At 69.8% G+C, this 24870-nt stretch carries 18 protein-coding genes; 12 read left to right on the top strand and 6 right to left on the bottom strand.

Annotated elements, in window-relative coordinates; translation table 11 throughout:
• The first annotated feature begins 1163 nt into the window (after positions 1-1163).
• From VGZ32_RS21405 to fxsT, 4 genes are all read left to right on the top strand, one after another.
• The gene (locus VGZ32_RS21405; protein WP_326887919.1) at positions 1164-1325 is read left to right on the top strand and encodes a hypothetical protein; all 162 of its coding nucleotides are present in this window, start codon (positions 1164-1166) and stop codon (positions 1323-1325) included.
• A gap of 19 nt (positions 1326-1344) precedes the next feature.
• A complete protein-coding gene (locus VGZ32_RS21400; RefSeq protein WP_326887917.1) occupies positions 1345-3810 on the top strand; it encodes an FxsB family cyclophane-forming radical SAM/SPASM peptide maturase in 2466 nt (821 codons plus the stop codon).
• A 179-nt stretch (positions 3811-3989) separates the two neighbouring features.
• A complete protein-coding gene (locus VGZ32_RS21395) occupies positions 3990-5321 on the top strand; it encodes a TIR-like protein FxsC (RefSeq protein WP_326887916.1) in 1332 nt (443 codons plus the stop codon).
• Positions 5305-9240 carry an FxSxx-COOH system tetratricopeptide repeat protein gene (fxsT, locus tag VGZ32_RS21390; RefSeq protein ID WP_326887915.1) on the top strand — a complete coding sequence of 1312 codons (3936 nt, stop codon included), beginning with the start codon at positions 5305-5307 and terminating at the stop codon, positions 9238-9240. Before VGZ32_RS21395 ends, fxsT begins: the two co-directional genes overlap by 17 nt.
• Here fxsT and VGZ32_RS21385 read toward each other — a convergent pair.
• Positions 9209-10144 carry an alpha/beta hydrolase gene (locus VGZ32_RS21385; protein WP_326887914.1) on the bottom strand — a complete coding sequence of 312 codons (936 nt, stop codon included), beginning with the start codon at positions 10142-10144 and terminating at the stop codon, positions 9209-9211. The two genes, fxsT and VGZ32_RS21385, sit on opposite strands and share 32 nt — an antisense overlap.
• Before the next feature lie 305 nt (positions 10145-10449).
• On the opposite strand from VGZ32_RS21385, the gene VGZ32_RS21380 reads away from it, so the two are divergent.
• Positions 10450-10821 (top strand): hypothetical protein, encoded by a 372-nt coding sequence (locus VGZ32_RS21380; RefSeq protein WP_326887913.1) that lies wholly within the window; start codon positions 10450-10452, stop codon positions 10819-10821.
• Positions 10822-11186: 365 nt separating this feature from the next.
• Here VGZ32_RS21380 and VGZ32_RS21375 read toward each other — a convergent pair whose 3' ends face one another.
• The gene (locus tag VGZ32_RS21375; RefSeq protein WP_326887912.1) at positions 11187-11762 is read right to left on the bottom strand and encodes a TetR/AcrR family transcriptional regulator; all 576 of its coding nucleotides are present in this window, start codon (positions 11760-11762) and stop codon (positions 11187-11189) included.
• Between the two features lie 215 nt (positions 11763-11977).
• Here VGZ32_RS21375 and VGZ32_RS21370 point away from each other — a divergent pair, with 215 nt between their 5' ends.
• Entirely contained in the window at positions 11978-12571 is a 594-nt protein-coding gene (locus tag VGZ32_RS21370) for a dihydrofolate reductase family protein (protein WP_326887911.1), read from the top strand.
• 167 nt (positions 12572-12738) lie between these two features.
• Here the strand turns inward: VGZ32_RS21370 and VGZ32_RS21365 are convergent, their stop codons facing one another.
• From VGZ32_RS21365 to VGZ32_RS21355, 3 genes are all read right to left on the bottom strand, one after another.
• Positions 12739-15120, bottom strand: coding sequence for a tetratricopeptide repeat protein (locus VGZ32_RS21365; protein ID WP_326887910.1), 2382 nt, complete (start codon positions 15118-15120; stop codon positions 12739-12741).
• A gap of 608 nt (positions 15121-15728) precedes the next feature.
• Positions 15729-16709: a hypothetical protein gene (locus tag VGZ32_RS21360; RefSeq protein WP_326887909.1), complete on the bottom strand. Its 981-nt coding sequence runs from the start codon at positions 16707-16709 to the stop codon at positions 15729-15731.
• Positions 16706-17392 carry a hypothetical protein gene (locus VGZ32_RS21355; protein ID WP_326887908.1) on the bottom strand — a complete coding sequence of 229 codons (687 nt, stop codon included), beginning with the start codon at positions 17390-17392 and terminating at the stop codon, positions 16706-16708. Before VGZ32_RS21355 ends, VGZ32_RS21360 begins: the two co-directional genes overlap by 4 nt.
• 114 nt (positions 17393-17506) lie before the next feature.
• Here VGZ32_RS21355 and VGZ32_RS21350 point away from each other — a divergent pair, with 114 nt between their 5' ends.
• The 6 genes from VGZ32_RS21350 to VGZ32_RS21325 all read left to right on the top strand — a co-directional run bounded on the left by VGZ32_RS21350 (position 17507) and on the right by VGZ32_RS21325 (position 24459).
• Positions 17507-17866 (top strand): metalloregulator ArsR/SmtB family transcription factor, encoded by a 360-nt coding sequence (locus VGZ32_RS21350; RefSeq protein WP_326887907.1) that lies wholly within the window; start codon positions 17507-17509, stop codon positions 17864-17866.
• Between the two features lie 146 nt (positions 17867-18012).
• Positions 18013-18807, top strand: a complete 795-nt coding sequence (locus VGZ32_RS21345) for a VOC family protein (protein WP_326887906.1) — start codon at positions 18013-18015, stop codon at positions 18805-18807.
• 216 nt (positions 18808-19023) lie between these two features.
• Positions 19024-20247 (top strand): sensor histidine kinase, encoded by a 1224-nt coding sequence (locus VGZ32_RS21340; RefSeq protein ID WP_326887905.1) that lies wholly within the window; start codon positions 19024-19026, stop codon positions 20245-20247.
• Positions 20244-20987 carry a response regulator transcription factor gene (locus tag VGZ32_RS21335; RefSeq protein ID WP_326887904.1) on the top strand — a complete coding sequence of 248 codons (744 nt, stop codon included), beginning with the start codon at positions 20244-20246 and terminating at the stop codon, positions 20985-20987. Before VGZ32_RS21340 ends, VGZ32_RS21335 begins: the two co-directional genes overlap by 4 nt.
• Positions 20988-21214: 227 nt before the next feature.
• On the top strand, positions 21215-21925 hold the full coding sequence (locus VGZ32_RS21330) for an ABC transporter ATP-binding protein (RefSeq protein WP_349263701.1): 711 nt from the start codon (positions 21215-21217) through the stop codon (positions 21923-21925).
• Between the two features lie 2 nt (positions 21926-21927).
• Positions 21928-24459: an ABC transporter permease gene (locus VGZ32_RS21325; protein WP_326887902.1), complete on the top strand. Its 2532-nt coding sequence runs from the start codon at positions 21928-21930 to the stop codon at positions 24457-24459.
• Between the two features lie 137 nt (positions 24460-24596).
• On the opposite strand, the gene VGZ32_RS21320 is transcribed toward VGZ32_RS21325, so the two are convergent.
• Positions 24597-24870: N-acetylmuramoyl-L-alanine amidase (locus VGZ32_RS21320; protein WP_326887901.1), on the bottom strand; the 274-nt coding region annotated here is incomplete at its 5' end.

Genomic DNA, 24870 nt, shown 5'->3' with positions numbered 1-24870 from the left:
CTCGCACCGAGCACCGGAACGGCGACCGCGACGACCGCCGCGCTGACCGTGGCGCCGAGCAGCGCGAATATCTTCTTTCGGGACACCTGATCACTCCTTTGCGCGGCACGCGCCGCACGTCGTGTCCTGCCCGCCGGGCCTAGCGCCGGTGGGCGCGGCGGGCCGCTGTCGAGTTGCTGCATTGGTCGGCCACGCCCGGGCGTGAGTCCGCGTCCGCGGCGGTGGCCGAATCGCGCCCTGGCCCCACGTCTGGAGCCGAACAAGGCAGAGTCGGTGGCGACGCTAGTGGTGGGTAGGAGTCGCACTGGCTTAGGTATAGACCAGTGATCACCGATTCGGCCTTGCGGCGATCCCGCGTGGTGTGGGAGGGCGCCGGATCATTGTGCGTCTACGCAGCCCAGCGGCATAGACCTTTGCCCGATCAGCCACGTTCATTTACGGGCGCTTGAGGTCCAGTTAATGTGCGCGGCCGACCGGACACGCGGGAGGTCTAGGCCAATCTGACGGGAGGCGAAAGCGAAGGCGGCGGATAGCTCACACCGTTCGGTGGTGGCGCGGACTGTTTCGGAGGGTAGCGCGGGACGTCGGATAAGAGGACGATGTCGCTATCACGTGAGTGGACGGGGACGGTCGAGGTCAGCTGACGCTGTGATCCAGGACACTGAGTCCGTGATATGCGACACCGCCGACTGCCTGGCTGGCCGGGAATCGGTGTGCCGCAAGGCGGCCTCTAGCAGCGCTGGCGCCGCGAAGATGAAGCTATGGGCAGAACTGGGTAACGGTAAGAGCACGACTTAGACAGGGCCTTGCGTAAATGAAAAAGTGCGTCTGTGCATAAGCAGGTGGGGGGGATACCGGGCCTCGATGCGTCAACGGCGCCCGGTCGTCGCCATGCCCGCCGAACGGCGACTCGGCGTTCGCGCCTGACTTCCGGCGCGGCAGGTGGCGTATCGGCGGCCGAGACCCTTGCGGTCCCAGCCGCGAGGTTAGCGCGGTTTCACCCACACGGACCCACTTTGATCACTTTGCGCACCTTGATCGTGCGTCGTGCGTTGATCGCTGCAATGGTGGATCCATACCGTGTTTCGCCTTCCTCCGGGATGCGGATCTCCAGGTCACCCGCCTGTCCACATTCGATCTCCGCTGACTGAAGAAGGATGACCGTGCCCCCCACACCCACCGAGGCTGCCGTGATCACGCGGATCCCGGACGTGCTCAACCAGCCCCTCGGCAAGCCGACGTCCGCCACTGCTGCGATCCGAGACAGGATCCTGCGGAAGAAGGGTGTCGAGGTCCCGGTCGCCGCCTTCCAGTCGTTCATCTGATCCGCGAAGCCCCGCGGCAATGGTCGCCGGCCCCGCGGTACTGCCGTTCCGGCAGTACGTGCTGAAGCTGCACAGCAGATGTGACCTGGCCTGCGACCACTGCTACATCTACGAACACGCCGACCAGTCGTGGCGCGGCCGACCCCTTGCGCTGAGCGAGGAGACGGCCGCGCGCGTCGTCGACTGCATCGCAGAACACTGCGCCGCGCACGCGCTGCGGCGGATCACGATCGTCCTGCACGGGGGCGAGCCGCTGCTCTATGGCGTGGAGCGCACGCGTGCCCTGCTGGAGCTGTTGCAGGCGCGGCTGCCCGCTGAAGTTCACCCTGACCTGCGTATTCACACCAACGCTGTCCGTCTCGACACCGCGTACCTCGACCTCTTCCTCGAGTTCGCGGTGAAGGTCGGCGTATCGCTCGACGGCGACCGCGCCGCCAACGATCTGCACCGGCGCTTCGCCAGCGGGCGCACCAGCCATCCTGAGGTCCTGCGCGGGTTGGCCCTGCTGCGGCAGCCGCGTTACCGGAGCCTGTACGCGGGGATCCTTTGCACGATCGACATCCGCAACGATCCGATCCACGTGTACGAAGCTCTCGCAGCCGAGGAACCTCCACGTGCCGACCTTTTGCTGCCGCACGCGACCTGGGACAACCCGCCGCTGCGTGCGCACGTTGGCAGCGGTGACGATGGCGATGGCGTGCCGGAGTACGCCGCGTGGCTGGAAGCCGTCTACGACCGGTGGAGGAGGGATGGCCAGCCCTTCCCAATCCGCACGTTTGACTCGATCGCCGCCGTCCTGCGCGGCCTGCCGAGTCAGACCGAGGCGCTCGGCTTGGCCCCGGCCGACCTGGTCGTCATCGAGACGGACGGCACTCTCGAGCAGGCCGACTCGCTGAAGACCTCGTACGACGGAGCAGCGGCCACCGGTTTCAACGTATTCGAGCACAGCCTCGACCAGGCCGCCGCGCATTCAGGCATGGCCGCGCGGCAGGGCGGACTGGAAACCCTTTGCGGCACCTGCCGAGCCTGCCCGGTCGTCGAGGTCTGCGGCGGCGGCCTCTACGCCCACCGCTACCGGACCGGCACCGATTTCGACAATCCATCGGTCTACTGCGAGGACCTTAAAGCATTGATTCAGCACGTCCGGGATGACGAACTGCGCGGGGAAGCGGCCGCGGCCGCCGCACCCCACAGCCTGTCCATGGCCGACTTCGACGTGCTGGCCTCGGGTTACGGCGACGCGGAGGTGATCCGGCGGCTCAGCGAACCGCAGAGGTCGATCAGCCGGGCACTGGTCGAGGAGATCGCCGACGCGGCGGCGCCGGACTCGCCGTTCGCCGATGCCTGGCAGGAGATCATCCGGCTCGACACGACGAGCCCGGCCGCGGTCGGGTCGGTGTTCGACGATCCGTACACGCGCGTGTGGGCGGTGCGCCTGCTCGCCCGCGAGACAGACATCAGGCCCGGTCGCGCCGACCTCGCGCGCCTGGCCGAGATCGCCGCGAGCGCCGCGTTGCGGGCCGGCGACGAGGTCAGCCTCCCGCTCCACGTGGTCGGCGGGGTGGTGCACCTGCCGACGCTCGGCGCGCTCGCGCTCGGCGGCCCCGAACGCCCCGCCTCGATCGCGACGCGGAAAGACGGCACGGCGACCATCGCGGTGGACGGCCGCGAGTACGAGATCTGCATCGAGGACTCGGCATCCGGCGCGGCCCCGGGGTGGCTACCGCAGCGCCGCTTGGATGCGGGGTCGTGGTCAGTGTCGGTGGAGGACACGGATCCCTACCGCGACTGCTATCAATCGCCCGCTGCCCCGCGCCTCTCCACCGCCGACATCGAGGTCTGGCGATCGCGCTTCGCCAAGGCCGTCTCCTACCTCGAAGACACGCTGCCCGAGTACCTTCCCGGTCTGCGCGCGGGGCTGAGCACCCTGATGCCGATGGCCGCGCCACCCGGCGGACACGACGTGAGCGGGACCGCGCGCCAGGCCTACGGCGCCGTCGGACTGGCTCTGCCGTCGGACGGACCGACGCTCGCGCTGCTGATGATCCACGAGTTCCAGCACGTCAAGCTCGGCGCGGTGTTGGACACCTGCGACTTCTACGACCCTGCGGACGATGGGCTCTACTATGCGCCCTGGCGGCCCGACCCGAGACCGCTCGAGGGTCTTTATCAGGGTACATATGCGCATCTCGCAGTGACCGAGTACTGGCGGGTCCGGCGACACCTTGTCACGGGCCCGCGGCAGGAAGCCGCCGAAGCGCACTTCGCGCGCTGGCGGACGCACACCGCCGAAGCGGTGAAGGTACTGCTCGAATCCGGATCGCTCACCCCCCTCGGCGAACGGTTCGCCCGCGCGATGGGCGAGACGGTGGCGCCGTGGCTGGAGGAACTGGTCGGCCGTAGCGCGGTCATCGCGGCGCAGCGGGCCGCCGACAACCACCGTGCAGCCTGGGAGGCGCAGCTCCGCCAGCCTGCCGCCGACTAAACGGCCGCCGAACCGACCGATCGGCCACTGTTTGGCCATCGGGCCGCCACCTGGCCGGTTGTCCGGCGAAGCAGCCGCGCTCCGGTCGAATTCCGCGGTCGCGCCCTTTTCATGCGATCACAGTCTTCTTACAGTATTTCCGGGGTGGGAAGCATTCGCGCGCGCCTGAAGGGGGCGGAATGACGGCTGGTCCGGCTAGCGCCACCAGCGGTCGGCCTTATTTCTTCCTGAGTTATGCACATCCTCAGGGGCCGGGCCGCCGGGACAAACCGCCGGACAAGCCGGTACGCGACTTCTTCCACGACCTGTCCGAGGAGGTGGCCCGGCTGGCTAAGGTGTCGCCCGGACTCCCGATCGGTTTCGCCGACTGGCAGATCCGGGCCGGCAATCATTGGCGCCGCGAACTGGGCCAGGTGCTCGCCACGTGCGGCGTCTTCATCGCGCTCTACTCCCCGGACTACTTCGAGCGCCCCATGTGCGGCCAGGAGTGGGCGGCCTTCCACCGCAGAGAGCTGATCCACCGGGCGCACATCAAGGAGGACAAGCGGGCGATCGTGCCGGTCATGTGGCGGCGCATGGACGACGACAACATGCCCCCGGCCGCGCGGCGCCTGCACTATTGGCTGCTCGAAGCGGGCGACATGTACCGCAAACGCGGCATGCGGGAACTGGTCATGCGGCGGAACCGGCCGGAGATCGATCAGGCTTATCAGACCGCGCTGACCGCGTTCGCCGAACACATCGTGCAGGTCGCGCAGGACAATCCGCTGCGGCCGACCGACGGCGGAGTGCTGGAGCTCAACCCGGACGAGAACGCGTTCGCCGGACAGTGGAACCGGGACGATCCCCGACCGCTGCGCTTCGTCGTGGTCGCCCCGGTGCTGGGAAAGCTGCCCCCCGGCGCGAATCCGCAGATGTACGGCAACAGCCCTGAGCAGTGGCGGCCGTACTGGCCCGCCGACGACACCCCGATAGCCGAGACCGCCGCCGCCCTGGGCGAGGCCGACGGCTACCACCCGATGGTCGAGTTCCTCGGCGGGTGCCCGGATCTGCGGGACGGCCAGGCACCGACCGCGCCGACCGTGCTGATCGTGGATCCGTGGGCGGCCCACGATCAGGAGCTTGACGAGCTGCTGCGCACCTTCGACCGGCTCAGCCAGGACAAGCCGTGGGTGCGGCTGGTGATCCCGTGGGACAAGAACAACTCGGGCGGCGGCCACCAGGTCGCCGAGCTGGAGAACGGGCTGCAGCGGGTGCTCGACCGGACCCGCGCCCACTGCCGCATGGAGAACCCGGAGGCGGTCGCCGGGCTGGCCTCCGTCGCGGCTTTCGGGGAGCGGCTGCCCGGGGTGATCGCCGCCGCGGAGCGGGGCTACTTCCGCAGGACGGCGACGTATCCGCCGCAGGGCGAGGCCGCGCGGCTGCCGCGGCTCGGCGGCAACGTGCCCGGTTCGGGGGCGCCGAACGGCAACGACGCAGGGGAAGGGGACCGGGATGTCCGGCGAGACTAACGGCAAGATCGTCACGTTCTATTCGTTCAAGGGCGGCACCGGGCGGACCATGGCCCTGGCGAACATCGCCTGGATCCTGGCCTCGGCCGGACGTCGGGTGCTGATGGTCGACTGGGACCTGGAGTCCCCGGGTCTGCACCGCTTCTTCGAACCCTTCCTCGACGGCGAGACGATCGCCGGCAACACCGGCGTGATCGACATGATCAAGGCCTACGAGTGGGCCGTGAGCCGCGGACCCGTGGACGAGGAGCGGCTGGCCGAGCACGCCCGCGTCGGCCCGCACGTCGTGTCGGTGGACTGGGGCTTCTCGTCCGGCGGCGGGCTCGACATCCTGTCGGCGGGGCGGCAGGACCGCAACTACTCGGCCTCGGTCGCCTCAATGGACTGGGACAACTTCTACGACCGGCTCGGCGGCGGCCAGTTCTTCGACGCGCTGCGCGAGGACATGCGCTCCGAGTACGACTACGTGCTCATCGACAGCCGCACCGGGCACAGCGATGTCGCCGCGATCTGCACCGTCCATCTCCCGGACGTCCTGGTCACCTGCTTCACCCTGAGCAATCAGGGCATCGACGGCGCCGTGAAGGTCGCGATGGAGGTGCGCACCCAGTACTCCAACCACGACATCCGGATCCTGCCCGTGCCCAGCCGGATCGACGACGGCGAGAAGGAGAAGGCCGACACCGGGCGCCGGGTGGCCCGCTCCCGCTTCGCCCCCCTGCCCGCCGGGCTGTCCGGTGATCGGCTCGACGAGTACTGGGGCTCGGTGGAGATCCCGTACCGGCCCTTCTACGCCTATGAGGAAATCCTCGCCACCTTCGGCGACGCGCCCGGCGTGGCCAGCTCGATGTTGTCGGCGTTCGAGCGGGTCACCGGCTACCTCACCGAAGGCGCCGTCACCTCGTGCACCCCGGTGCCTGAGGCGGAGCGGCTGCGCGTCCTGGCCGCGTTCACTCGCAAGCACGTGCCCGAATCCGCGCGGATCGTGCTCAGCTTCGCGCCCGAGGACCGCTTCTGGGCGGAGTGGATCGAAGCGACGTTGAAGAACGCTGATGCGGACGTGCGGCGGTACGGCGAGGACGGCGCCCCGGACGTCCTGGCCGGGGCGGTGGCGAGCGACCGGGTCCTGGTCGTGGTCTCCCCCTCGTATCTGCGCTCGGAGACGTTCCAGGAACTCTGCCGCGTCGCCGCGGACCTCGGCCGAGACGACGGCCAAAGCAGGCTGGTCGCGGCCAATGTCTCCGACACGCGCATCGGCGAGCCGTTCTCGGCCAGCCGGATCTTCGACTTCGGCGGCCTGACCGAGTCGCAGGCCGTGGAGGCGCTGTTCCGGGCGGTTGACCTGCCCGCGCCGACCGGGCGTATAGAGCCGAGGCGGTCCAGCCCGCGCTTCCCGGGGAACGCGCCGAGCGTCTTCTCCGTGCCGCAGCGCAACCCGAACTTCATCGGCCGCAACCCGGCTCTCGACGAACTGCGCGAGCAGCTTTCCTCCGGAACCGCGTCGGTGCTGCTTCCCGTGACGCTCCACGGACTCGGCGGCGTGGGCAAGACGCAGGTAGCCCTCGAATACGCGTACCGGTTCCAGGCGGACTACGACCTGGTGTGGTGGGTCAACGCCGAGCAGGAGGAGACGGTCGTCGAATCGCTGTCCCAGCTGGCCAGGCGTCTGGGCATCCCGGTCAGCGACAGCAGCGCCGCAGCCGCCGAGGACGCGGTGCAGGAGCTGCGCCGACGCGGTTCGGAATTCCGCTGGCTGCTCGTCTTCGACAACGCCGACGAACCCGAGGAACTGGCCCGGTTCCTGCCGCGCGGTGCGACCGGCCACACCCTCGTCACCTCGCGCAACCAAGGCTGGGCGGCGATCGCCAAGGCCTTGGAAGTCAACGTGTTCGACCGCGCCGAGAGTGTGGAGCTGCTGACCCGGCGCGTGTCAGGGCTCAGCGAGGCCGACGCGGACCGGGTCGCTCAAGCCCTCGGGGACCTGCCGCTCGCCGTCGAGGTCGCGGCCGCCTGGCTCACGGTGACCGGCACCCCCGTCGACGACTACCTCGAACTCCTCAGTTCGCGTGCTTCGGATGCGCTGTCCGTGGGCCACCCGTCGGACTACGCGATGCCGGTGCAGGCGACGTGGAACGTGTCGCTGGAGCGGTTGCAACAGCGCTCGCCCGCGGCCGTTCGCATGCTACAACTATGCGCGTACATGGCGCCGTCGATCTCGCTCACTCTGATCCGCAGCCGGGAGATGGTCGACGCGCTGCGCGCTTACGATCCGTCACTGCGCGAGCAACTGGTCGTCGGCCAAGTCATCCAGGAGATAGGGCGGCTGGCGCTGGCGAAGGTGGACCGGCGCAGCAACTCGATCCTCATCCACCGGTTGGTACAGGCGGTCATCAGGGACCAGATGTCGCATGAGGCCCAGCAGGAGGCGCTGCACACGGTGCACCGCGTCCTGGCGGCGACCTGGCCGGACGAGCCGGACACCGACAACCCGGAGAACTGGTCCCGCTTCGCGGTCATCTGGCCGCACTTGGAACCCTCCAGAGCGCTTGAGTGCGTCGAGGAACCGGTGCGCCAGCTGCTCATCCACCGCGTCCGCTACCTCTACAAGATCGGCAGTCTCGAGTCGGCCCTGCAGACCGCGAAGCCGCTGGAGGAGATCTGGCGCAGGACGGTCGAGACCGAGGACGTCGCCTCCGACCCCGAGCGGGCGGCGGCGATGCGGCGGCAGTTGCTCAGCCTGCGCTACGAGATCGCGAACATCCAGCGGTCCCGCGGCGAGTACGCCGAGGCGCGCGAGATCGACCGCGCCGTCCTGGCCGAGCAGGCCGCGATGTTCGGGCCGGACAGCCCTCGAACGCTGATGACGGCCCGTAGCCTCGCCGCGGACCTCAGGGGCCTGAGCCTCTACGCCGAGGCGCTGGCGATGGACCGGGCGACCTACGACAACTTCAAGGAGGTGCTGGGGGAGGAGGACCCGGCGACGCTGATGGCGGCGAACAACCTCGCGATCTCCTACCGGCTCATGGGTGACTGCTTCACCGCCCGCGACATCGACGAGGAGACCCATCGCAAGCGCAGCGAGGTGCTCGGCCCTTCGCACCCGCACACGCTCATCTCCGCCGGCCACCTCGCCCGCGACCTGCGCGAGGCGGGCCAGTTCCAGCGGTCCGTGGCGTTGCTCGAGAGCACCCTGCGCTCGTTCCAGGTGCTCGGCAGGACCCTGCCGGAGACGCTGCGGACCGCCAAGTCGCTCGCGGTCTCGCTGCGGCGGGTGGGCCAGGTGAAGCGGGCTAGAACACTCACCGAGGAGACATACGCACTCTACGTGAGCGAATCCGAGGCGGAGACACCGGATGCGTTCGCGTGCCTGCTGAACCATGCCGCGGACCTGTCGGTGGCCGAGGAGAAGCGGCAGGCGGCGGAGGAATCCCGCAGGGTGCTCGAGGCGTATGAGAGCACGTACGGAGTCGACCACCCGTACACGTTGATGTGCCTGACGAACCTCTCGATGTACGAGCGCGGCACAGGTCAGCTCGAGGACGCGGTAGCGCTCGCCCGCCAGGCTTACGACGGGCTGCTGCTGACCGTCGGAGACGACCACCCGTATCCCCTGTGCGCGGCACTGAATCTCGCCAACGCGCTGGCCGACCTCGGGCAGTTCGAGGACGCGCTCGTGCTGGAGGCCCGCGCGATGGAAGGGCTCTCCCAACGCCTGACGCCGTCCCATCCCGACGCGATGATCGCGGAGTCGAATTTCTCGATCACGCTGCGGGCGCTCGGGCGGGTCCGGGAGGCCGACGAGCGGCGCGAGCGGATCGCGGTGGATCTCGCGGAAAAGCTGGGCGTGGACCATCCGAACGCGCTCGCCGTGCGGCGGGGCAAGCGGATCAACCGAGACCTGGAACCGCAGCCGATCTGACCGCGCGGCCGCGGCCTGCCTGCTCGACCGCGTGCAGGCTGCCCGCGACCACCCAGCCGAGCACATACGGCAGCACGGCGACGGCACCGAAGTGCGCCGCGCCGCGTGAGACGACGAACCGGACGTGCCGGATGCGCTCGGCCAGCCACCGGCTGTGGCCGATCGGCGCGAAGACGTCCTCGGTGCCGTGCCAGAGCAGCACCGGCGCCTCGATCCGGTCCAGCTCGAAGCCCCACGGCGTGATGAACGCGAGGGTGTCGTCGATCCAGCCGGCCGCCGACTCGCGGAACGCCTCGGTGAAGTTCGATTCGAGCATCGCCTTGATGCCGAAGTCGGACATCACCCGCCGATCGGCCTCGGGCAACTGTGGGTCGAGGAAAGGCAGCATCAACGTCGGATTCGCCCGCGCCGCAGCGACGCGGGCCTCATACCACGCGGTCAGCTGCTCCGCCCCGGAGTCGGCGATGGCGTACGCCCGCCGGTTCGCCAACGTCATGCCGGCGTGCCAGTCCAAGCCGGCCGCGTCGCGCGGGGCGATGCCGACGAGCACCGCGGCACGCGTCACGCGGCGGGGCAGCAGCGCGGCGCAGGCGAGCGCATGCGGACCGCCGCCCGAGCGGCCGACCACCGCGAAGTGCTCGAGACCGAGCGCGTCCGCCACGGCCTCGACGTCAGCCGCGGCATCGGCGACGGCGCGGCCCTGCCACCGGTCGGAGCCGCCATAGCCGGGCCGATCGTACGCCAGAAGCCTGATTCCACCCCGATAAAGCACCGCGCCGCGCGGCCGTGGCCCCACCCGGCTGCCCGGGGTGCCGTGCAACAGGAAGACAGGATGGCCGCGCGGATCGCCCCATTCCTCGATGGTCAGCCGCCGTCCGTCCCGGGTGACCACAGCCTTTGTCATCGTTTCCTTACATGATCGTGTCCCTGAGGGACGCGGGCCGAGCCAGGCGCCGAGTCGTCGCCGGATTCGGATAGACGCTGTATTCCCCTGGCGGACCAAGGTTCACCAAAGGGTGACGCCGCTGCCCCGCGCACGCCGTCCCCGTGTCGGGAGCCGCGGGGACGCGACTGCCCGAGGCATCGATTCAAGAGCGCCGATTGGTGCATTCGCCCGTGCGCGACCGCTGTACCGCCTACGCTGTCAGCCGGGGCCGGCTCACCGCATCAGGTTTTTCGCAGCATTCGGATAAGAGGGGGTTCGCCGTCATGTTCGAACCGCAGGACGCCGTTCCGTCGGGGCAGCAGCCACTGCCACCGCAGCCGTATCCGGCGCCTGGCTACCAGCAGCAGATGGGTCCTTACCAGCAGGGTCCGTACATGCAGCCGTACCCGATGATGGTCGCCCCGAAGTCCCCCGGCGTCGCCGTGCTGGCTTCGTTCTTCATCCCCGGCCTCGGCTCGATGATCAGCGGCCGGGGCGGCATCGGCGCGCTCATCCTCTGCCTGTACGTCCTGAGCTGGATCCTGACGCTCGTGCTCATCGGCTTCATCGGAGTGCTCGGATGCTGGATCTGGGGCATGGTCCAGGGGTACTCCGATGCCGTGGCATGGAATCGGAGCCACGGCATCGTGAGCTGAATCTCTTCGGCTGTCGACCTCGATGCTCGAGAACGAGCAGGGGGCGAACACCGCGTGTTCGCCCCTGCCGATTCAACGGGCTTGATCAGGGTGCCGACGTCCCCGTCGCACTCGGACTAGCTGACGCGGAAGGACTGGCAGCGACCGGTGCGCCGAGTGCGTAGAGCGGCCACTCGTGGCTGTAGCCGGGCAGCGGGATCTTGCCGGCGATCGACGGCGCGCCGAGGATCGCCAGCTGTGCGTACAGGTCACCGCCGCCCCGCGCCCGTCATCCACTTTGCGGCAGGGATCGCTCCGCCCGCTCCGCCTGAACACCGCCCACCGCTCATCCGCCGACACCTTGACCCGTGCCAATCCCCACGCCATCAGGGCTTGAGCAAGCTCCCGAGAGCGATATCGAAGAAGGTGTCGAACGCGTCGGTGCTGCGATAGACGCGCGCAGTGATGAGAGTCCCTTCCCAAGCACTGAGCAGGAATCGGGCGGTCTTATCCGGATCGATGTCGGCCCGAACCGTGCCAGCGTCGCGTGCCTCGGCAATCGTCGACGCGAGAGCCTGCGCCCAGGCGTCAAAGCTCTGCCGGACACTCTCACGGATTTCGTCGCTGTGGTCGACGATCTCAGCACCGAAGTTCCCGAACATGCACCCGCGGGTGAAGTCGCGGCTCTCATTCTCACGCCGCGCAAACGTGAAGTGGTTCCGCAACCGGTCCAGGGGATCCACCGATGTGTCGGCCAGTTCGTCAAGCCGCCGCGTCTCGCCGTAGCGCTCGAGGACGAGCGTGGCCAGCGATTCCTTGCTCTCGAAGTGGTTGTAGAAGGACCCCTTCGGAACGCCGGCCGCGTCTGTGATGTCCTTGACGCCGGTGGCGTTGTAGCCGTCGGCGTGGAAGCGGTCGAGCGCAGCCGCCACGATCTCCTCGCGCTTGCTCTCTCGCACCATCGCCGCCTCCTCAAAATGACCGGTCGTCTCATGTTAGACCCGCGCGGCGCCCATGGGGCAAGGCAGCCGCGTTCGAGCACGTGAGGAGGCGTGAGGCGGATGTAGTCGACGTCGCACTGTGAGGGATTCCAAAATTCTTTGGGTGCGCCGTAGAGGCCGCGAGATCGGCTCCGACTACAAGGTAGACGGCAGAACCGCTTCGGAAGGAACCGATCATGAAGATCCGCGCCCGCCTGGGCATCAGCGCCGACGGCTACATCACCACGCCGAGCGGGTGGCCCGCGCACAGCGCCGACCCCGCCTTCGTCTCGGGCCAGAGCCACGGCATCCGCGAGTTCCTGGAGACCTGCGAGGCCGCACTGATGGGCCGGACAACCTTTGAACCGGCTCTGTCGAACAACCGGTGGCCGTGGCCCGACCTCAACGTGTTCGTGCTCGGTTCGCAGCGGCCCGCCGGCACGCCCGACCACGTGGTGACCGACAGCGATCCCGTCCAGCTGCTGGAAAAGGTGCGGGCGGCCAACCGCGGCGGCGACGTGCACCTGATCGGAGGTCCCCGCACGATCGAGACGTACCGAGCGCTCGGTGCGCTGGACAGCATCGAGCTGGTCGTGCTGCCGATCCTCTTCGGCGACGGAATGCGCCTCACGCCGTCGCTCAGCACCGAGGCCGGACTGACCTTTGAGCGAGAGCGCGCTCTGCCGGGCGGCTCTGTGGAGATCGTCTACGCCGTCGACAAGGCGGCCCGTGCGATCCTGGGGCACGGCGCGGACTGGGTTCCTGCCTCGCAGCGAGCGGCCGGAGCCTGACGGCGGGCGGTCGGGTGAAGCGCCGCGGGGCCTTGAGTACCTGACAGGGCATGCGGGCATAGGCGGCGGCGACCTCGGCTTGGGCGATCTCCCGCAGGGAGGCGCTATCGCCGGGCCGCCGAAGGAGAGGAAGAGGTCGTAGGAGCCGAGTGCTATCGACCGTCCCTTCACGCGGCCGCGGAGTCGGGCCCGGATGCGTGTGCCGGCCTTCGCGCCCTCGGCTTGTCGATCACGGTGCTGATCCACACGTCGACCTCTGCGGCCTCCCGCGCGGCGCCGAGCTCGCGGTAGAGCCGCGCCGCCCGGGTCAGCTGGTGGCGGGCGCGGGCAGGACGGCCGGTCAGCCGGGCCTGCCGGCCGAGACCCGCGTGGGCGCGCGCCTTCTCGTACGGGCTGCCGGAGCGGACCGCGGCCTCGAGCGCGGCCTCGTGGTGCCGTTCCGCGGTCTTGTAGTCACCTGAGCGCAGTGTCGCTTCGCCGAGGGCGTTGAGCGTCATCGTCATGTCTAGCGGCAGCCCGAGTGCACCGAACGCGTCGGCCGCATCGCGCAGATGCTTGATCGCGTCGTCGATGCGGCAGAGTTCGACTTCGGTGGAGGCCATGTCGCGCTTGGTGATCGCGATGTTCCGTGCGGAGCCCGCCTGCTGGTGGAACGCGAGCGCCGCGCTTTGTTCGGCCAACGCCTCGCCGTAACGGCCGAGGCAGTGCAGCATCCAGGCGCGATGCGAGCGCGCGGTGAACTCGCCGTGCGGGTCCTTTGTCGCTTGGAAAAGGCCGATCGCCTCGGACAGCGCGACGTGAGCCTTGTCGTATCTGCCTTGGAGGCAGTACAGCAAGCCGAGGTTGTTCAGCGTCACGCCTTGGGCTCGCCGATCCCCGAGACGCCGGGCGGCGGCCAACGCCGCGTCGTGCGTACGTTCCCACGCGGCCCAGTGCTTGCCGAGGAAGAAGATGCCGCGCAGCGTGTAAGCCAGCTGCCAGCAGTGTTCGTCGTATCCGTATTCGCGGGCTGTCTCACAGAAGGCTGACAGGGTGTCCAGCGAGCCGGTCAGCCAGGAGTGCGCCGCCGCGTAGCTTGTGAACGTGCGGTGCCCGGCCGGTCCGGACGGCGTGGCGACGAGCGGCACCCGGTACCGGTGGGGCGTGATGACCTGGTCCGCCTCGTGACAGGCGAGCAGGGCGGCGTCGAGGAGCCGGCGCACAGCCGCGTGGATCTCCGATTTCGGCAGCGCCCGCTCGGCCACTTGGCCCGCGTAGTGCACGAGCAGGTCGTGCATCCGGTAGCGGCCGGGACCGCCCGGCTCGAGCAGTCCGGCCAGGAACAGCTGCTCCAGCAGGCGTTCCGTCGCCGGCACAGTGCGGTCAGCGAGCGCCGCGACGGTGCAGGCGTCGAATTCGACCGGCGGGTGCAGCCCGAGCAGGGCGAAGATGCGCTGCTGGCCGGCCGGCAGCAGGGCGAATGAGATGTCGAAGGCGTCCGCGATGCTGCGCTCGTCGTCCTCGATCCGCTGCATCCGCCCGCGCGCATCGGCGAGCTTGCCGGCCAGCAGGTGCGGGGTGAGGCTCGCGTCGGCCCGGCACCGCGCTGCCAGGATCCTGATCGCCAGCGGATGGCCGCCGCAGGCTCCGACGATGCGCCGCACGGCCCCGTCCCACGCGTCGGCGCGCACGCACACCCGGCGGAAGAGAGTCGCGCCGGCGTCGCGGGAGAGCGGGTCGAGCGCGATCACGTCGGCGTCGTCGAGGGCTGGCAGGCGCCTGCGGCTGGTGACCAGCACCCGGCAGCCGGCCGCGGCCGGAAGCAGGGAATTGACCTGCTCGACCGAGTCCGCGTTGTCCAGGATCAGCAGGAGCCGCTTGTGCGCGGTCTCGTTGCGGAACAAGCCGATGCGCCCGGGCAGCGTCGCCGGGATCGTCTGCTCGGCTACGCCCAGGTCCGCGAGGAGCAGCGCAAGCGCGTCGGCCGGGGACACCGGATCCGGCCGGGGCGCGAAGCCGCGCAGGTCGATGAACAGGCAGCCGTCCGCGAACCGGTCACCGAAGCTGTGAGCGGCGCCCACCGCGAGCGCGGTCTTGCCGATGCCGGGCATGCCGGTGACCACGCACACGCGCGCAGCGCCCGGAACGTCCGCGTCGGGCGAGAGGAATGCCTCGAGCCGTGCGTACTCAGGTTCGCGTCCGACGAGCGCGGAGGCAGCCGGAGGCAGCACGCTCGCGACACGCGCCGCCGGGGCCGTGGCGTCACGCGCACTCGCCGGCGATCGCGGTGCGGGATCCGCCTCGGCGTCGGCCTGAGCGTCCCGGACTTTGGCGGCCGACCTACGGGTGCGCCGGGCCGCCTCGGCCAGCGCGCGCAGCTCCTCGGCCGCGCCGAGCCGCTCGCCGATCCGCGAGGCGAGCTGCGGATCCGCGCTGCGCTGCCCGCTCTCCAGCCGGGTGATGAGCGAGTGGTCGACGTAAACCTCCCGCGCCAGGGCGCGTTGGCTTAGACCTGCGTCCTCACGTAACCGCGCCATCCGCCGCGCGAACGCGGCGCGCCCCTCATCCATCCGTTTCCTCCCCAGAAACGTGTCGTGTGGCGTGGGTGGTGCCGGTGGTGCTCGTGGTGACCGGTGCCGTGGCACCAGCGCACCAGTACCGATGCCGGCGGGGGGCTGCCAGCGTGGACAGGGGGCCCCGCCTCGCGTGCGGGCGAGACGGGGGGCGGCCCCAAAGACGGTACTCGATGCGGAAATCCGAAACAGCGTTCGATTTCGGATCGCCTGCTTGCTCGATTGGAAAATGCGTTCGTTCTTTGATACCCGGGTTTCCCTCCCCGCCTCGATGATGCCACTACACCGCACGTTGCACACGGATACAGCCGAATCGTCACCGCCCGCGACGCTTGCACGCGGCGCTTCACGGGGGCGGCACCGGGTGCGACCGAAGCAGTCCGCTCACACGGGTCAGTCATCCCTGAGAGGGACCTTCATGACCGAGCAGAGAGCCACCCGCGTGGCGCCGACGCCGCGCGGCATTCCGGACAGCACGCGGCAGCGGCCCTGGTGGCTGCGCCTTGGATTCGAGCAGTCGCCGCCGACCGAGCCCTGATTCCGGGGCCGGGGCCTAGGGGTGTTTGGAAAGTATCGTCGGGCCCGACGATACTTTCCAAACACCCCTAGCGCAGCGCGGCGCGCCGGATTTCCGGCCGGTAGCGCTCGATGTGTTCCAGGCAGAATCGGGCATCGTCGGCGGCGGCGCGGCGAAGGGGATCATCGCCGTCATATGCGGCCAGGTCGAGCAGCGTCTCGGCGATCGCGACGTGTGCGCGTGTCAGCAGCACGTCGCGCGCGCCAACATCTGGATCGGCCACGACAAGGTACTCGCCGGTGCTGCATCCGAAGTTGCCTGCGGACATTGCGTTGCCTGTAAGCACTGCGGCGCACCGCTCGACCGCTTGCGAGATCAGGTGCCCGGCTAAGACGTCCAGAACGCGCTGTTCGAATGCCTCAGGGAGGCGCGGCTTCACCAAACGCAGATCGCATACGTAGAGCAGGCGTGCGTGCGTTTCAGCGCTTGATTCCCGGACGGGCGCAGACGCGTCGGCTTGATCGATGAGGTCGATTGCGGCCGCCGCGCTGTGCATGTCGTATTGCCCGCACGACTCGGGCGTCGCGAACGGGACAATGCCGCCACTTGCGAAATGATCACGGATCAGGCGAAGGCTGTCGGCATATGCGTCGGTCAGGACGGGGAGCGAGAGCGCCTTGCCGTCGGTGACGAAGGTGGAGCGGAAGCCGATCGTCAGCGGTGACGTGCCATCGGCGTCGAGAAGGCCGGGAATGTACGGCGACATGTCGATCAGCTGCTTGCCGAGAGCCGGATCGGCGGCGCGTTCGGCGATCCGTGCGCGCAGGTCGCCGCCCTCGGGTGAGGCGAGTGCGTGCTCCAGCGAGTGGATGCCGGAAAACAGCCGCCGCGCGTTGTCGGGCGTCTGGCCGGGATCAAATGACGCGACGGGGAAGAAGACGTGGTCGAGGCGGAGCGGGGTATCGCGGTCGGTGCGGGCGAGCTTGTCCGGGGAGAGGGTGCCACCGGTCATCGCCAGGTGGTCCTTGTCGCCGGAATGCTGCGCGAGCAGCTCGACAGTCACGGTCATGCGATCACATCCGGTCCGCCGCGCAGGATGCTTTCGGCGACCCCTGCCAGGTTGGCCAACGCCTTAGGCATGTTCAGGTCAAAGGCGTCGGTGGATTCGTCATCGCAGTAGTCCGAGGGCGCCTTGTAGCTCTCCAGCCGGTCGAGCAGATCGTGGCGGAAGAGCGTGTGCGCGATGGCGGCCAGTTCCATGTCGACGAAGTCGGCCGCGAAGCCGTTCAAGTCCGGATGGAAGACGCCCGGATCAGTGACGAACGTGTCGCCGGAAATGAGCTTCGCTTCCGGCGCGTCCGGAACGCGCGACTTGAGCTCGTACTCCGTGACTGCGGTTCGGGGGATCTGCCCTATCCGGTAGCCGAACGCGGTCGCATCGACGTCGAAGAAGGCGCAGGCGGCCACGGCGTGCACGACGCCGATCTCGATCGCCCGGTTAAGGCAGCCGACCAGGCCCATGTTCACGACGCGGCGGGGGTCGTACAGATCGAGCGCGTGCTGCGCGGCCGCGGCGGCGTTCGTCGTCCCGATTCCGGTGTGGACGACGACCGCGGACGTCGGCCCGCCGCGGTACTCGCGGACTCCGTACGGCCCCGGCTGCGCCTCGTCCCACTGCTCGAGATCGAAGACGCCGTCGATCTCCTCCGCCATCGCGACCATGAACGCGACGTCTACCTGCGTTTTCCCCATGCGGGAAGACTACCGTCTGGCTTGATCGGTTCGAGCGGGTCGCAACCGAGCCGCAAGCCTCTTCACTTGAGCAGCCGTGACGCATCGGCCATGCAGACGGATCACAATAGGTCCATGCATCTGGTTCCCGCCGAACACGCGCACCGCCGGGTCCTCGACGAGCACGGGGTCTGCGACGCCATCGCCGGCGTGGGCGATCCCGCCGCGGTGCGGGACTGGGCCGACCGGTTCGGGCTGCTGGCCGACCCCGGGCGGCTCACCCTGCTGCTCGCCGTCCGCGCGGTCCCGGACCTGAGCGTGTCGGATCTCGCCGTCGCGGCGGGCATGAACGACACCGCGGTCTCCCAGGCGCTGCGCCTGCTGCGGGTCGCGGGGGTCGTCGCGGCCCGCAAGGACGGCCGGGTCATGCGGTACCGGCTGGTCGACGACACCGTCGCCGATCTGCTGGAAAAGTTGCCGCGCCCGCTCGTCTGACCGGACAGACTCTGTTCAACGGCCATTCGGGGGAACCTTCGTGCCGCTGTCGGTGGCCGGTGTAATGCTGGGATCGTCCGGGCAGCCCGGCCTCGCTCATTCCACCCCGCGGGCTGCCTCCGTCGCGTACGCGGAGGGTCTTCACCATGCTCACCACAGACTTCGTCGCCGGGGCGCCGAACTGGATCGACCTCGGCTCGGCCGACACCGCGGCGTCGGCCGCCTTCTACACCGCCCTGTTCGGCTGGGAGTACCAGTCGGCGGGCCCCGACTCCGGCGGCTACGGCTTCTTCAACCTGAACGGCAAGATGGTCGCGGCGGTCGGCCCGCTGTCCGAGGGCGCGCACCCGTCCTGGACCGTCTACTTCAACACGCCCAGCGCCGACGACACCGCGAAGGCGGTCGAGGCCGGCGGCGGGGCGATCCTGGCTCCGCCGATGGACGTGTTCACCGAGGGCCGGATGGCCATCTTCGCCGACGCGGCCGGGGCGCACTTCGGCGTCTGGCAGCCGGGCGATACCAAGGGCCTGGGCGAGGTGAACACGCCCGGCACGCTGGCGTGGACCGAGCTGTATGCCTCTGACGTGGCGGCGGCGAAGACGTTCTACGCAGATGTCTTCGGCTGGCGGGCCGAGGACAACGACATGGGCGGCGGGATGGTCTACACCGTCATCACGCCCGCGTCCGGCGGCGACAGCTCCGGCCAGGGCGGCATGATGGCGATCAGCCCGGAGATGGCGGCCCAGGGCGTGCCCCCGCACTGGGGGATCTACTTCGAGGTCGCCGACTGCGACGCCACCGCCGCCAAGACGGCGGAGCTCGGCGGCAAGGTCGTCATGGGCCCGGACTCGATTCCGCAGGTCGGGCGGATCGCGCTGCTGACGGACCCGCACGGCGTCCAGTTCTCGGTGATCGCCAGCGAGATGCCGGCCCCCCAGTGAGTCCGGCGCAGTGAGTCGGACACAGTGAATCCAGCACAGTGAGCCGGGCTCGCGGGAAGTCAGTGCGCTAATACATGGGGCCGGGTCGGCCGTCCGGATCAGCCGGGCGGTCCGCCCGGCTTTCCTCGTATCCGCGCCACTACTCCCGTGGGAGTATCCGCGACGAGCCTCCCGCAGGCCGATGCGGTTCGGCCCGCCGGGCTCTAGCGTGGCGGCATGAAGGCCGATCAGCGCGCCCACGACGGCGAGGCGTGCGCCGAGTACGAACGGCACGCCTGGCGCGTGTTCGGCGTGCCGCTTTACCGTCTCGGCCCCTTCATCGTCGCGTTCATGCAGATCGGCGGCACTTACGGGATCGCCAAGCACAATGCGCACCCCGGCTCGAGGCCCATCGACGCATTCGCCTGGGTCCTGACCGCCCTCGGCCCCGTGGCGCTGCTCTTCTGCCGTCGGTACCCCCGCGCCGTCATCGCCGTCACGACCGCCACCGTCTTGGCCTACTCGCTGCGCGGCTACCCCGAGGGACCTATCTACGTCTCCTTCGCCGTCGCGGTCGCCGGAGGCATCGCGCGGGGCTACCGGTGGGTGGCGTACGGCTCGATCCCGGTCCTCTTCATCGGGCATTACGTCATCCCCCCGCTGTTCGCGGGTGCCCACTGGCCGCCGTTGTCGACCTTCGGCCAGGACATCGCCTGGTCCGTCGCCGTGCTCGCCATCGCCGAGCTGTCCAACTTCCGCCGCCAGCGCGCCATCGACGCCGAGCGCACCCGCGAGGAGCGCGCCCGCCGCCGGGCCACCGACGAGCGGCTGGCCATCGCCCGCGAGCTGCACGACGTCCTGGCGCACTCGATCTCGCTGATCAACGTGCAGGCCGGCACCGCCCTCGAGGTGATGGACCGCCGCCCGGAGCAGGCCCGGATCGCGCTCGAAGCGATCAAGCTGGCCAGCCGCGAAGCCCTCGGCGAGGTCCGCTCCGTTCTCGGCGTGCTGCGCTCCCCGGACGGCGACGGGTCCACGGCGGCAGCGCCGCGCCGCCCGACCGCCGGACTGGCCCGGCTCGACGAGCTGGTGGAGGGGGCCCGCGCCGCCGGACTCAAAGTGCGTATCCTCACCGAAGGCGAGATCCGTCCGCTGCCCGCCGGCGTGGACCTCGCCGCGTACCGGATCGTGCAAGAGGCACTGACCAACGTGGTGCGGCACGCGCACGCCGACGAGGTCGACGTGCACGTCGGCTATGGTGAGCGCGGCGTACGCCTTATCGTCGCGGACGACGGGCGCGGCGGTGCTGTACCTGTCGGCGAACGCTTGACCGGTGGCGGCAACGGCCTGCCGGGGATGCGGGAACGGGCCACAGCGCTCGGCGGCGTCCTCACCGCCGGGCCGCGGCCAGGCGGGGGATTCGCGGTCGAGGCGGAGCTGCCGACAGAAGGAGTTCGATGAGCGCGGGCACGGGGGACACGGAATCCGGCGACGCCGCGTCGGCGGGCGGCCCGATCAGGGTCCTGCTCGCGGACGACCAGATCCTGGTGCGGGCCGGCTTCCGGGCTTTGCTCGATGTCCAGGACGACATAGAGGTGGTCGGCGAGGCCGGGGACGGCGCCGAGGCGGTGGATCTGGCCGCCCGCCTGCGCCCCGACCTGGTGCTGATGGACATCCGGATGCCCCGCATGGACGGCCTCGAGGCGACCCGCCGGATCACCGCGGACCCCGCGCTGGCCGATGTGCGCATCCTGATCCTGACCACCTTCGAGCTCGACGAGTACGTCTTCGAGGCGCTGCGCTACGGCGCCAGCGGCTTCCTGGTCAAGGACACCGAGCCGGCCGATCTGGTGCGCGGCGTGCGCTCGGTCGTCGCCGGCGACGCGCTGCTCTCCCCCGGCGCCACTCGCCGCGTCATCGCCCAGTTCGCCGAGCGGCCTGGCGGATCCGGCTCTGCAGGGCCTGCGCCCGCTGCAGTACTCCGCCGACTGGAGGGCCTGACCGAGCGGGAGCGCGAGGTGATGGCGCTCGTCGCGGAGGGACTGACCAACGAGGAGATCGCCGAGCGCCTCGTGGTCAGCCCGCTCACCGCCAAGACCCATGTCAGTCGGGCGATGGTGAAGCTCGGCGCCCGCGACCGGGCGCAGCTCGTCGTGTTCGCGTTCGAGTCGGGGCTGGCCCGCCCCGGCTGGGCCGGCTGAGCGTTTCTCACCGGTCTTAAAGGCCCCTCTTACTTCCGGGGCAGTACCCCGCGAAGCCTCCGGACGTACGACGCCCGCGCAGCGGTCCCGGCAGGACTCTGTCTCCAGAACGCAAATCAGCGAAGGAGACCTCAGTCATGACGAACCTGCTTGCCCGCACCGGCGCCGCCCCCGCGCTCGCCGAGACGCCAGGGGACCAGGGCAATGCCGCGTGGTGTGAAGCCGCGGTGAAGACATACGGCTCCGGCGAGACCGCGGTGCGCGCCCTCGACGAGGTGACGGTCGGCATCCCGGCCGGAAAGTTCACCGCGATCATGGGGCCCTCCGGCTCCGGCAAGTCCACCTTGATGCACTGCCTGGCCGGACTCGACCGGCTCACCTCGGGACAGGTGTGGGTCGACGGGGTCGAACTCGGTTCGCTCGCCGACAAGCAGCTGACCATGCTGCGGCGGGACCGGATCGGCTTCGTCTTCCAGTCCTTCAACCTGCTGTCGACGCTCAACGCGCTGGAGAACATCACCCTCCCGCTCGACCTGGCCGGGAACAAGCCCGACCGGGCCTGGCTGGACGCGGTGATCGAGGCCACCGGCCTGGCCGACCGGCTGCGCCACCGCCCGGCCGAGCTGTCCGGCGGCCAGCAGCAGCGCGTCGCCGTGGCGCGGGCGTTGGCCAGTCGGCCGCGCATCGTGTTCGCCGACGAGCCGACCGGCAACCTCGACTCGCGGGCCGGGGCCGAGGTGCTCGGATTCCTGCGCCGCGCGGTGCGCGAATTCGGCCGCACCATCGCGATGGTCACCCACGACCCGGTCGCCGCCTCCTATGCGGACCAGGTGCTGTTCCTCGCCGACGGCCGGATCGTGGACCGGATGATCGCGCCGACGCCCCAGACCGTGCTCGACCGGATGAAGTCGCTCGACGGCGTGGAAGCGGGGAACTGACGATGCTCGCCGTGACCCTCAAGGGCCTGGTGGCCCACCGCCGACGACTGTTCGGCACCCTGCTCGCGATCGTCCTCGGCGTCGGCTTCCTCGCCGGGACGCTCACCTTCAACAACACCCTGTCCGCCAACTTCGACACGCTGTTCCAGAACGCCAATGCGCACACCGACGCTGTCGTGCGCGGCTCGCAGTCCATCTCGGCCGGGTCCGGCACCGGCCAGGGCCAGCGCCCGCCGCTCAACGCCGCGCTGGTCGGTACCGTCGCCGCACTCCCGGGCGTCGCCTCGGCGCAGGGCGAGGTCGACGGCTACGGCCAGATCCTCGGCGCCAACGGCAAGCCGGTCGGTACCAACGGCCCGCCGCGCGCCGCCGGCAACTGGATCCCGGACGCCGATCTGAACCCGTATCACCTGGTCGCGGGCCGCGCGCCGCAGGCCGACGACGAGGTCGTGCTGAACAAGGGCGCCGCGGACTCCGGCGGTCTGCACGTCGGCGACAAGGTCCTGGTCCAGACGCCGACACCGGTCACCTTCACGATCGTCGGCCTGGCCGGATTCGGCTCCGAAGACGGCATCGGCCAGGAAACCTACGTCGGCATGACGATGCACGCCGCGCAGATGTACGTCGGCAAGCCCGGCGAAGTGTCGCGGATCGTGGTCAAGGCCGCTCCCGGAGTCTCGCAGTCCCAGGTGGTGCAGCGGATCAACGCGGTGCTCCCGCACGGCGTCGAGGCCATCACCGGCGCGGCGTACACCCAGGAGACCATCGGCGACATCAACTCCGAGTTCCTGTCCTTCTTCGAGACGTTCCTCGTCGTCTTCGCGGTGATCGCGCTGATCGTCGCCTCGTTCTCGATCTACAACACCTTCGCGATCGTGGTCGCCCAGCGCACTCGCGAGTCCGCACTGCTGCGGGCGCTCGGCGCGCTGCGGCGCCAGGTGCTCGGCGCGGTGGTGCTTGAGGCGGCGACCGTCGCGCTCGTGGCATCGGTGCTGGGCGTCCTGGGCGGCTTGGGCATCGCGGAGCTGCTTAAGGCAGTCTTCGGGGCGGCTGGGTTCGGCCTTCCGGCCGGAGGACTGGACATCACCGTCTCCACCGTCGTGATCTCCGTGATCACCGGCACGGCCGTGACCATCGTCGCCGCGCTCGCTCCCGCGGTGCGTGCCTCGCGGGTGCCTCCGCTGGCCGCCCTGCGCGACGTCGAGGCCGGACGCACCACCGCGTCGCGTCGCCGCGTCGTGATCGGTGTCGTCGGCCTCGGCGCCGGGATCGCGCTCGCCGCCGCGGGCAGCGGTGTCGCGGCGGTCGGCACGGGCTGCGCCCTCGCAGTGTTCGGGACCGTCGTCCTCGGCCCGGCTGTGGCGAGGCCTGTCGCCGGACTGCTCGGCGCGGTGCTGCCCCGCCTGGACGGCACCACCGGGAGGCTGGCGCGGCGCAACGCCATGCGCGACCCCAAGCGGACGGCGGCGACCGCGACCGCGCTCATGGTGGGCGTGGCGGTGGTGACCGTCTTCACCGTCTTCGCGGCCTCGATCAAGGCCTCGATCGACACCAACGTCCGCCAGTCCTTCACCGGCGACCTGGTGGTCAGCTCGCCCAGCTTCAACAACGGCGGGACGCTGAGCCCGAAGATCGCCACCGACCTCGCCGCTCTTGCGCAGGTACGCGGCGCGGTCGGCATCGGCACCGGCGTCGCCACCGTGAACGGCAAGGGCGAGCAGGTCTACCACACCGATCCGGCGAAGCTCGGCGTCGTCACGGACCCCGGCGTGGTCGCGGGCTCGATGGCGGGGCTCGGCACTGACGGCATCGCCTTGTCGCAGAAGGCGGCCACTGCGGACAACCTGCGGCTCGGCAGCACGGTGACCGTCGGTTTCACGGACGGCGCGACCGGCCGCTTCACGGTGGACGCGCTCTACACCGACGAGCAGACGCTCGGCGACTACCTGATGAGCACCGCGGCCTGGGCCCCGCACGAGGCGCAGGACGTGGACACCTCGGTGGCGGTCAAGCTGGCTCCCGGCGTGTCGCTGGCACAGGGGCGAGCAGTGATTGAGCGGGCCGTCGCCCCCTACGGCAGCCCGCAGGTCGAGGACCGCGGCCAGTACGCGGCCGACCAGGACTCCGGCGTCACGACGATCCTCAACATCATCTACGCCCTGCTGGCCCTGGCGATCATCATCGCGCTGATGGGTATCGCGAACAGCCTGTCTCTGTCCGTGCACGAGCGGACCCGGGAACTGGGCATGCTGCGCGCGGTCGGCTTGACGCGGCGCCAGACCCGGCGGACCGTGCGCTGGGAGTCGGTGATCGTGGCCCTGTTCGGGACGCTGACCGGCATCGCGCTGGGCGTGCTGCTCGGCTGGGCCTTGGTCCGGACCGCGTCCAGCAGTGGCGGGATCACCTTCGCCGCCCCGGCGACGCAGCTGGTGGTCGTCACGCTGGCCGGCGCGGTGGCCGGGGTCCTCGCGGGCGCCCGCCCGGCCCGCCGCGCGGCAAAGATCAATGTCCTGGCAGCAATCGCGCAGGACTGAGTTGCCCGAGCAGGACCAAAGGAGCCAGATCGACGGGGAATCGGGGGACGGCGGACAGCGCCTCGAAGCGCCCATGGGCATAGCGTCCGGATGAATCGGACACCGTCCGCCGTCGCGTGTGCCTTAGGTAGCGCGGTTCAGTGGCCGCCGCTGAGGAAGGCGATGATTCCGTCCGCCAGCGACTGCGCGAGCTGCTGCCGGTCGCTCGCGCTCTCCTCCCGCGCCAGGTCCCCCCCGTTTTGCATGTTCCCGCACTCGACGAGGACCTTGGGCACCGTGGAGAGGTTCAGCCCGGCCAGGTCGTTCCGCGACTCGTATCCGTCGTCGCCGATGTAGGTCGCCGGGGTGAATCCGGACTCGGCGAGCATCGTCGTGTGCAGGGCCTGGCTGAGCTGGTTCGACGCGGCGTCG

The organism is Actinocrinis sp., from assembly GCF_035938995.1.
Taxonomy (GTDB): domain Bacteria; phylum Actinomycetota; class Actinomycetes; order Streptomycetales; family Catenulisporaceae; genus DASZGI01.
Note: the sequence above shows the minus strand (reverse complement) of the source record. Positions and strands in the feature narration are given on the sequence as shown.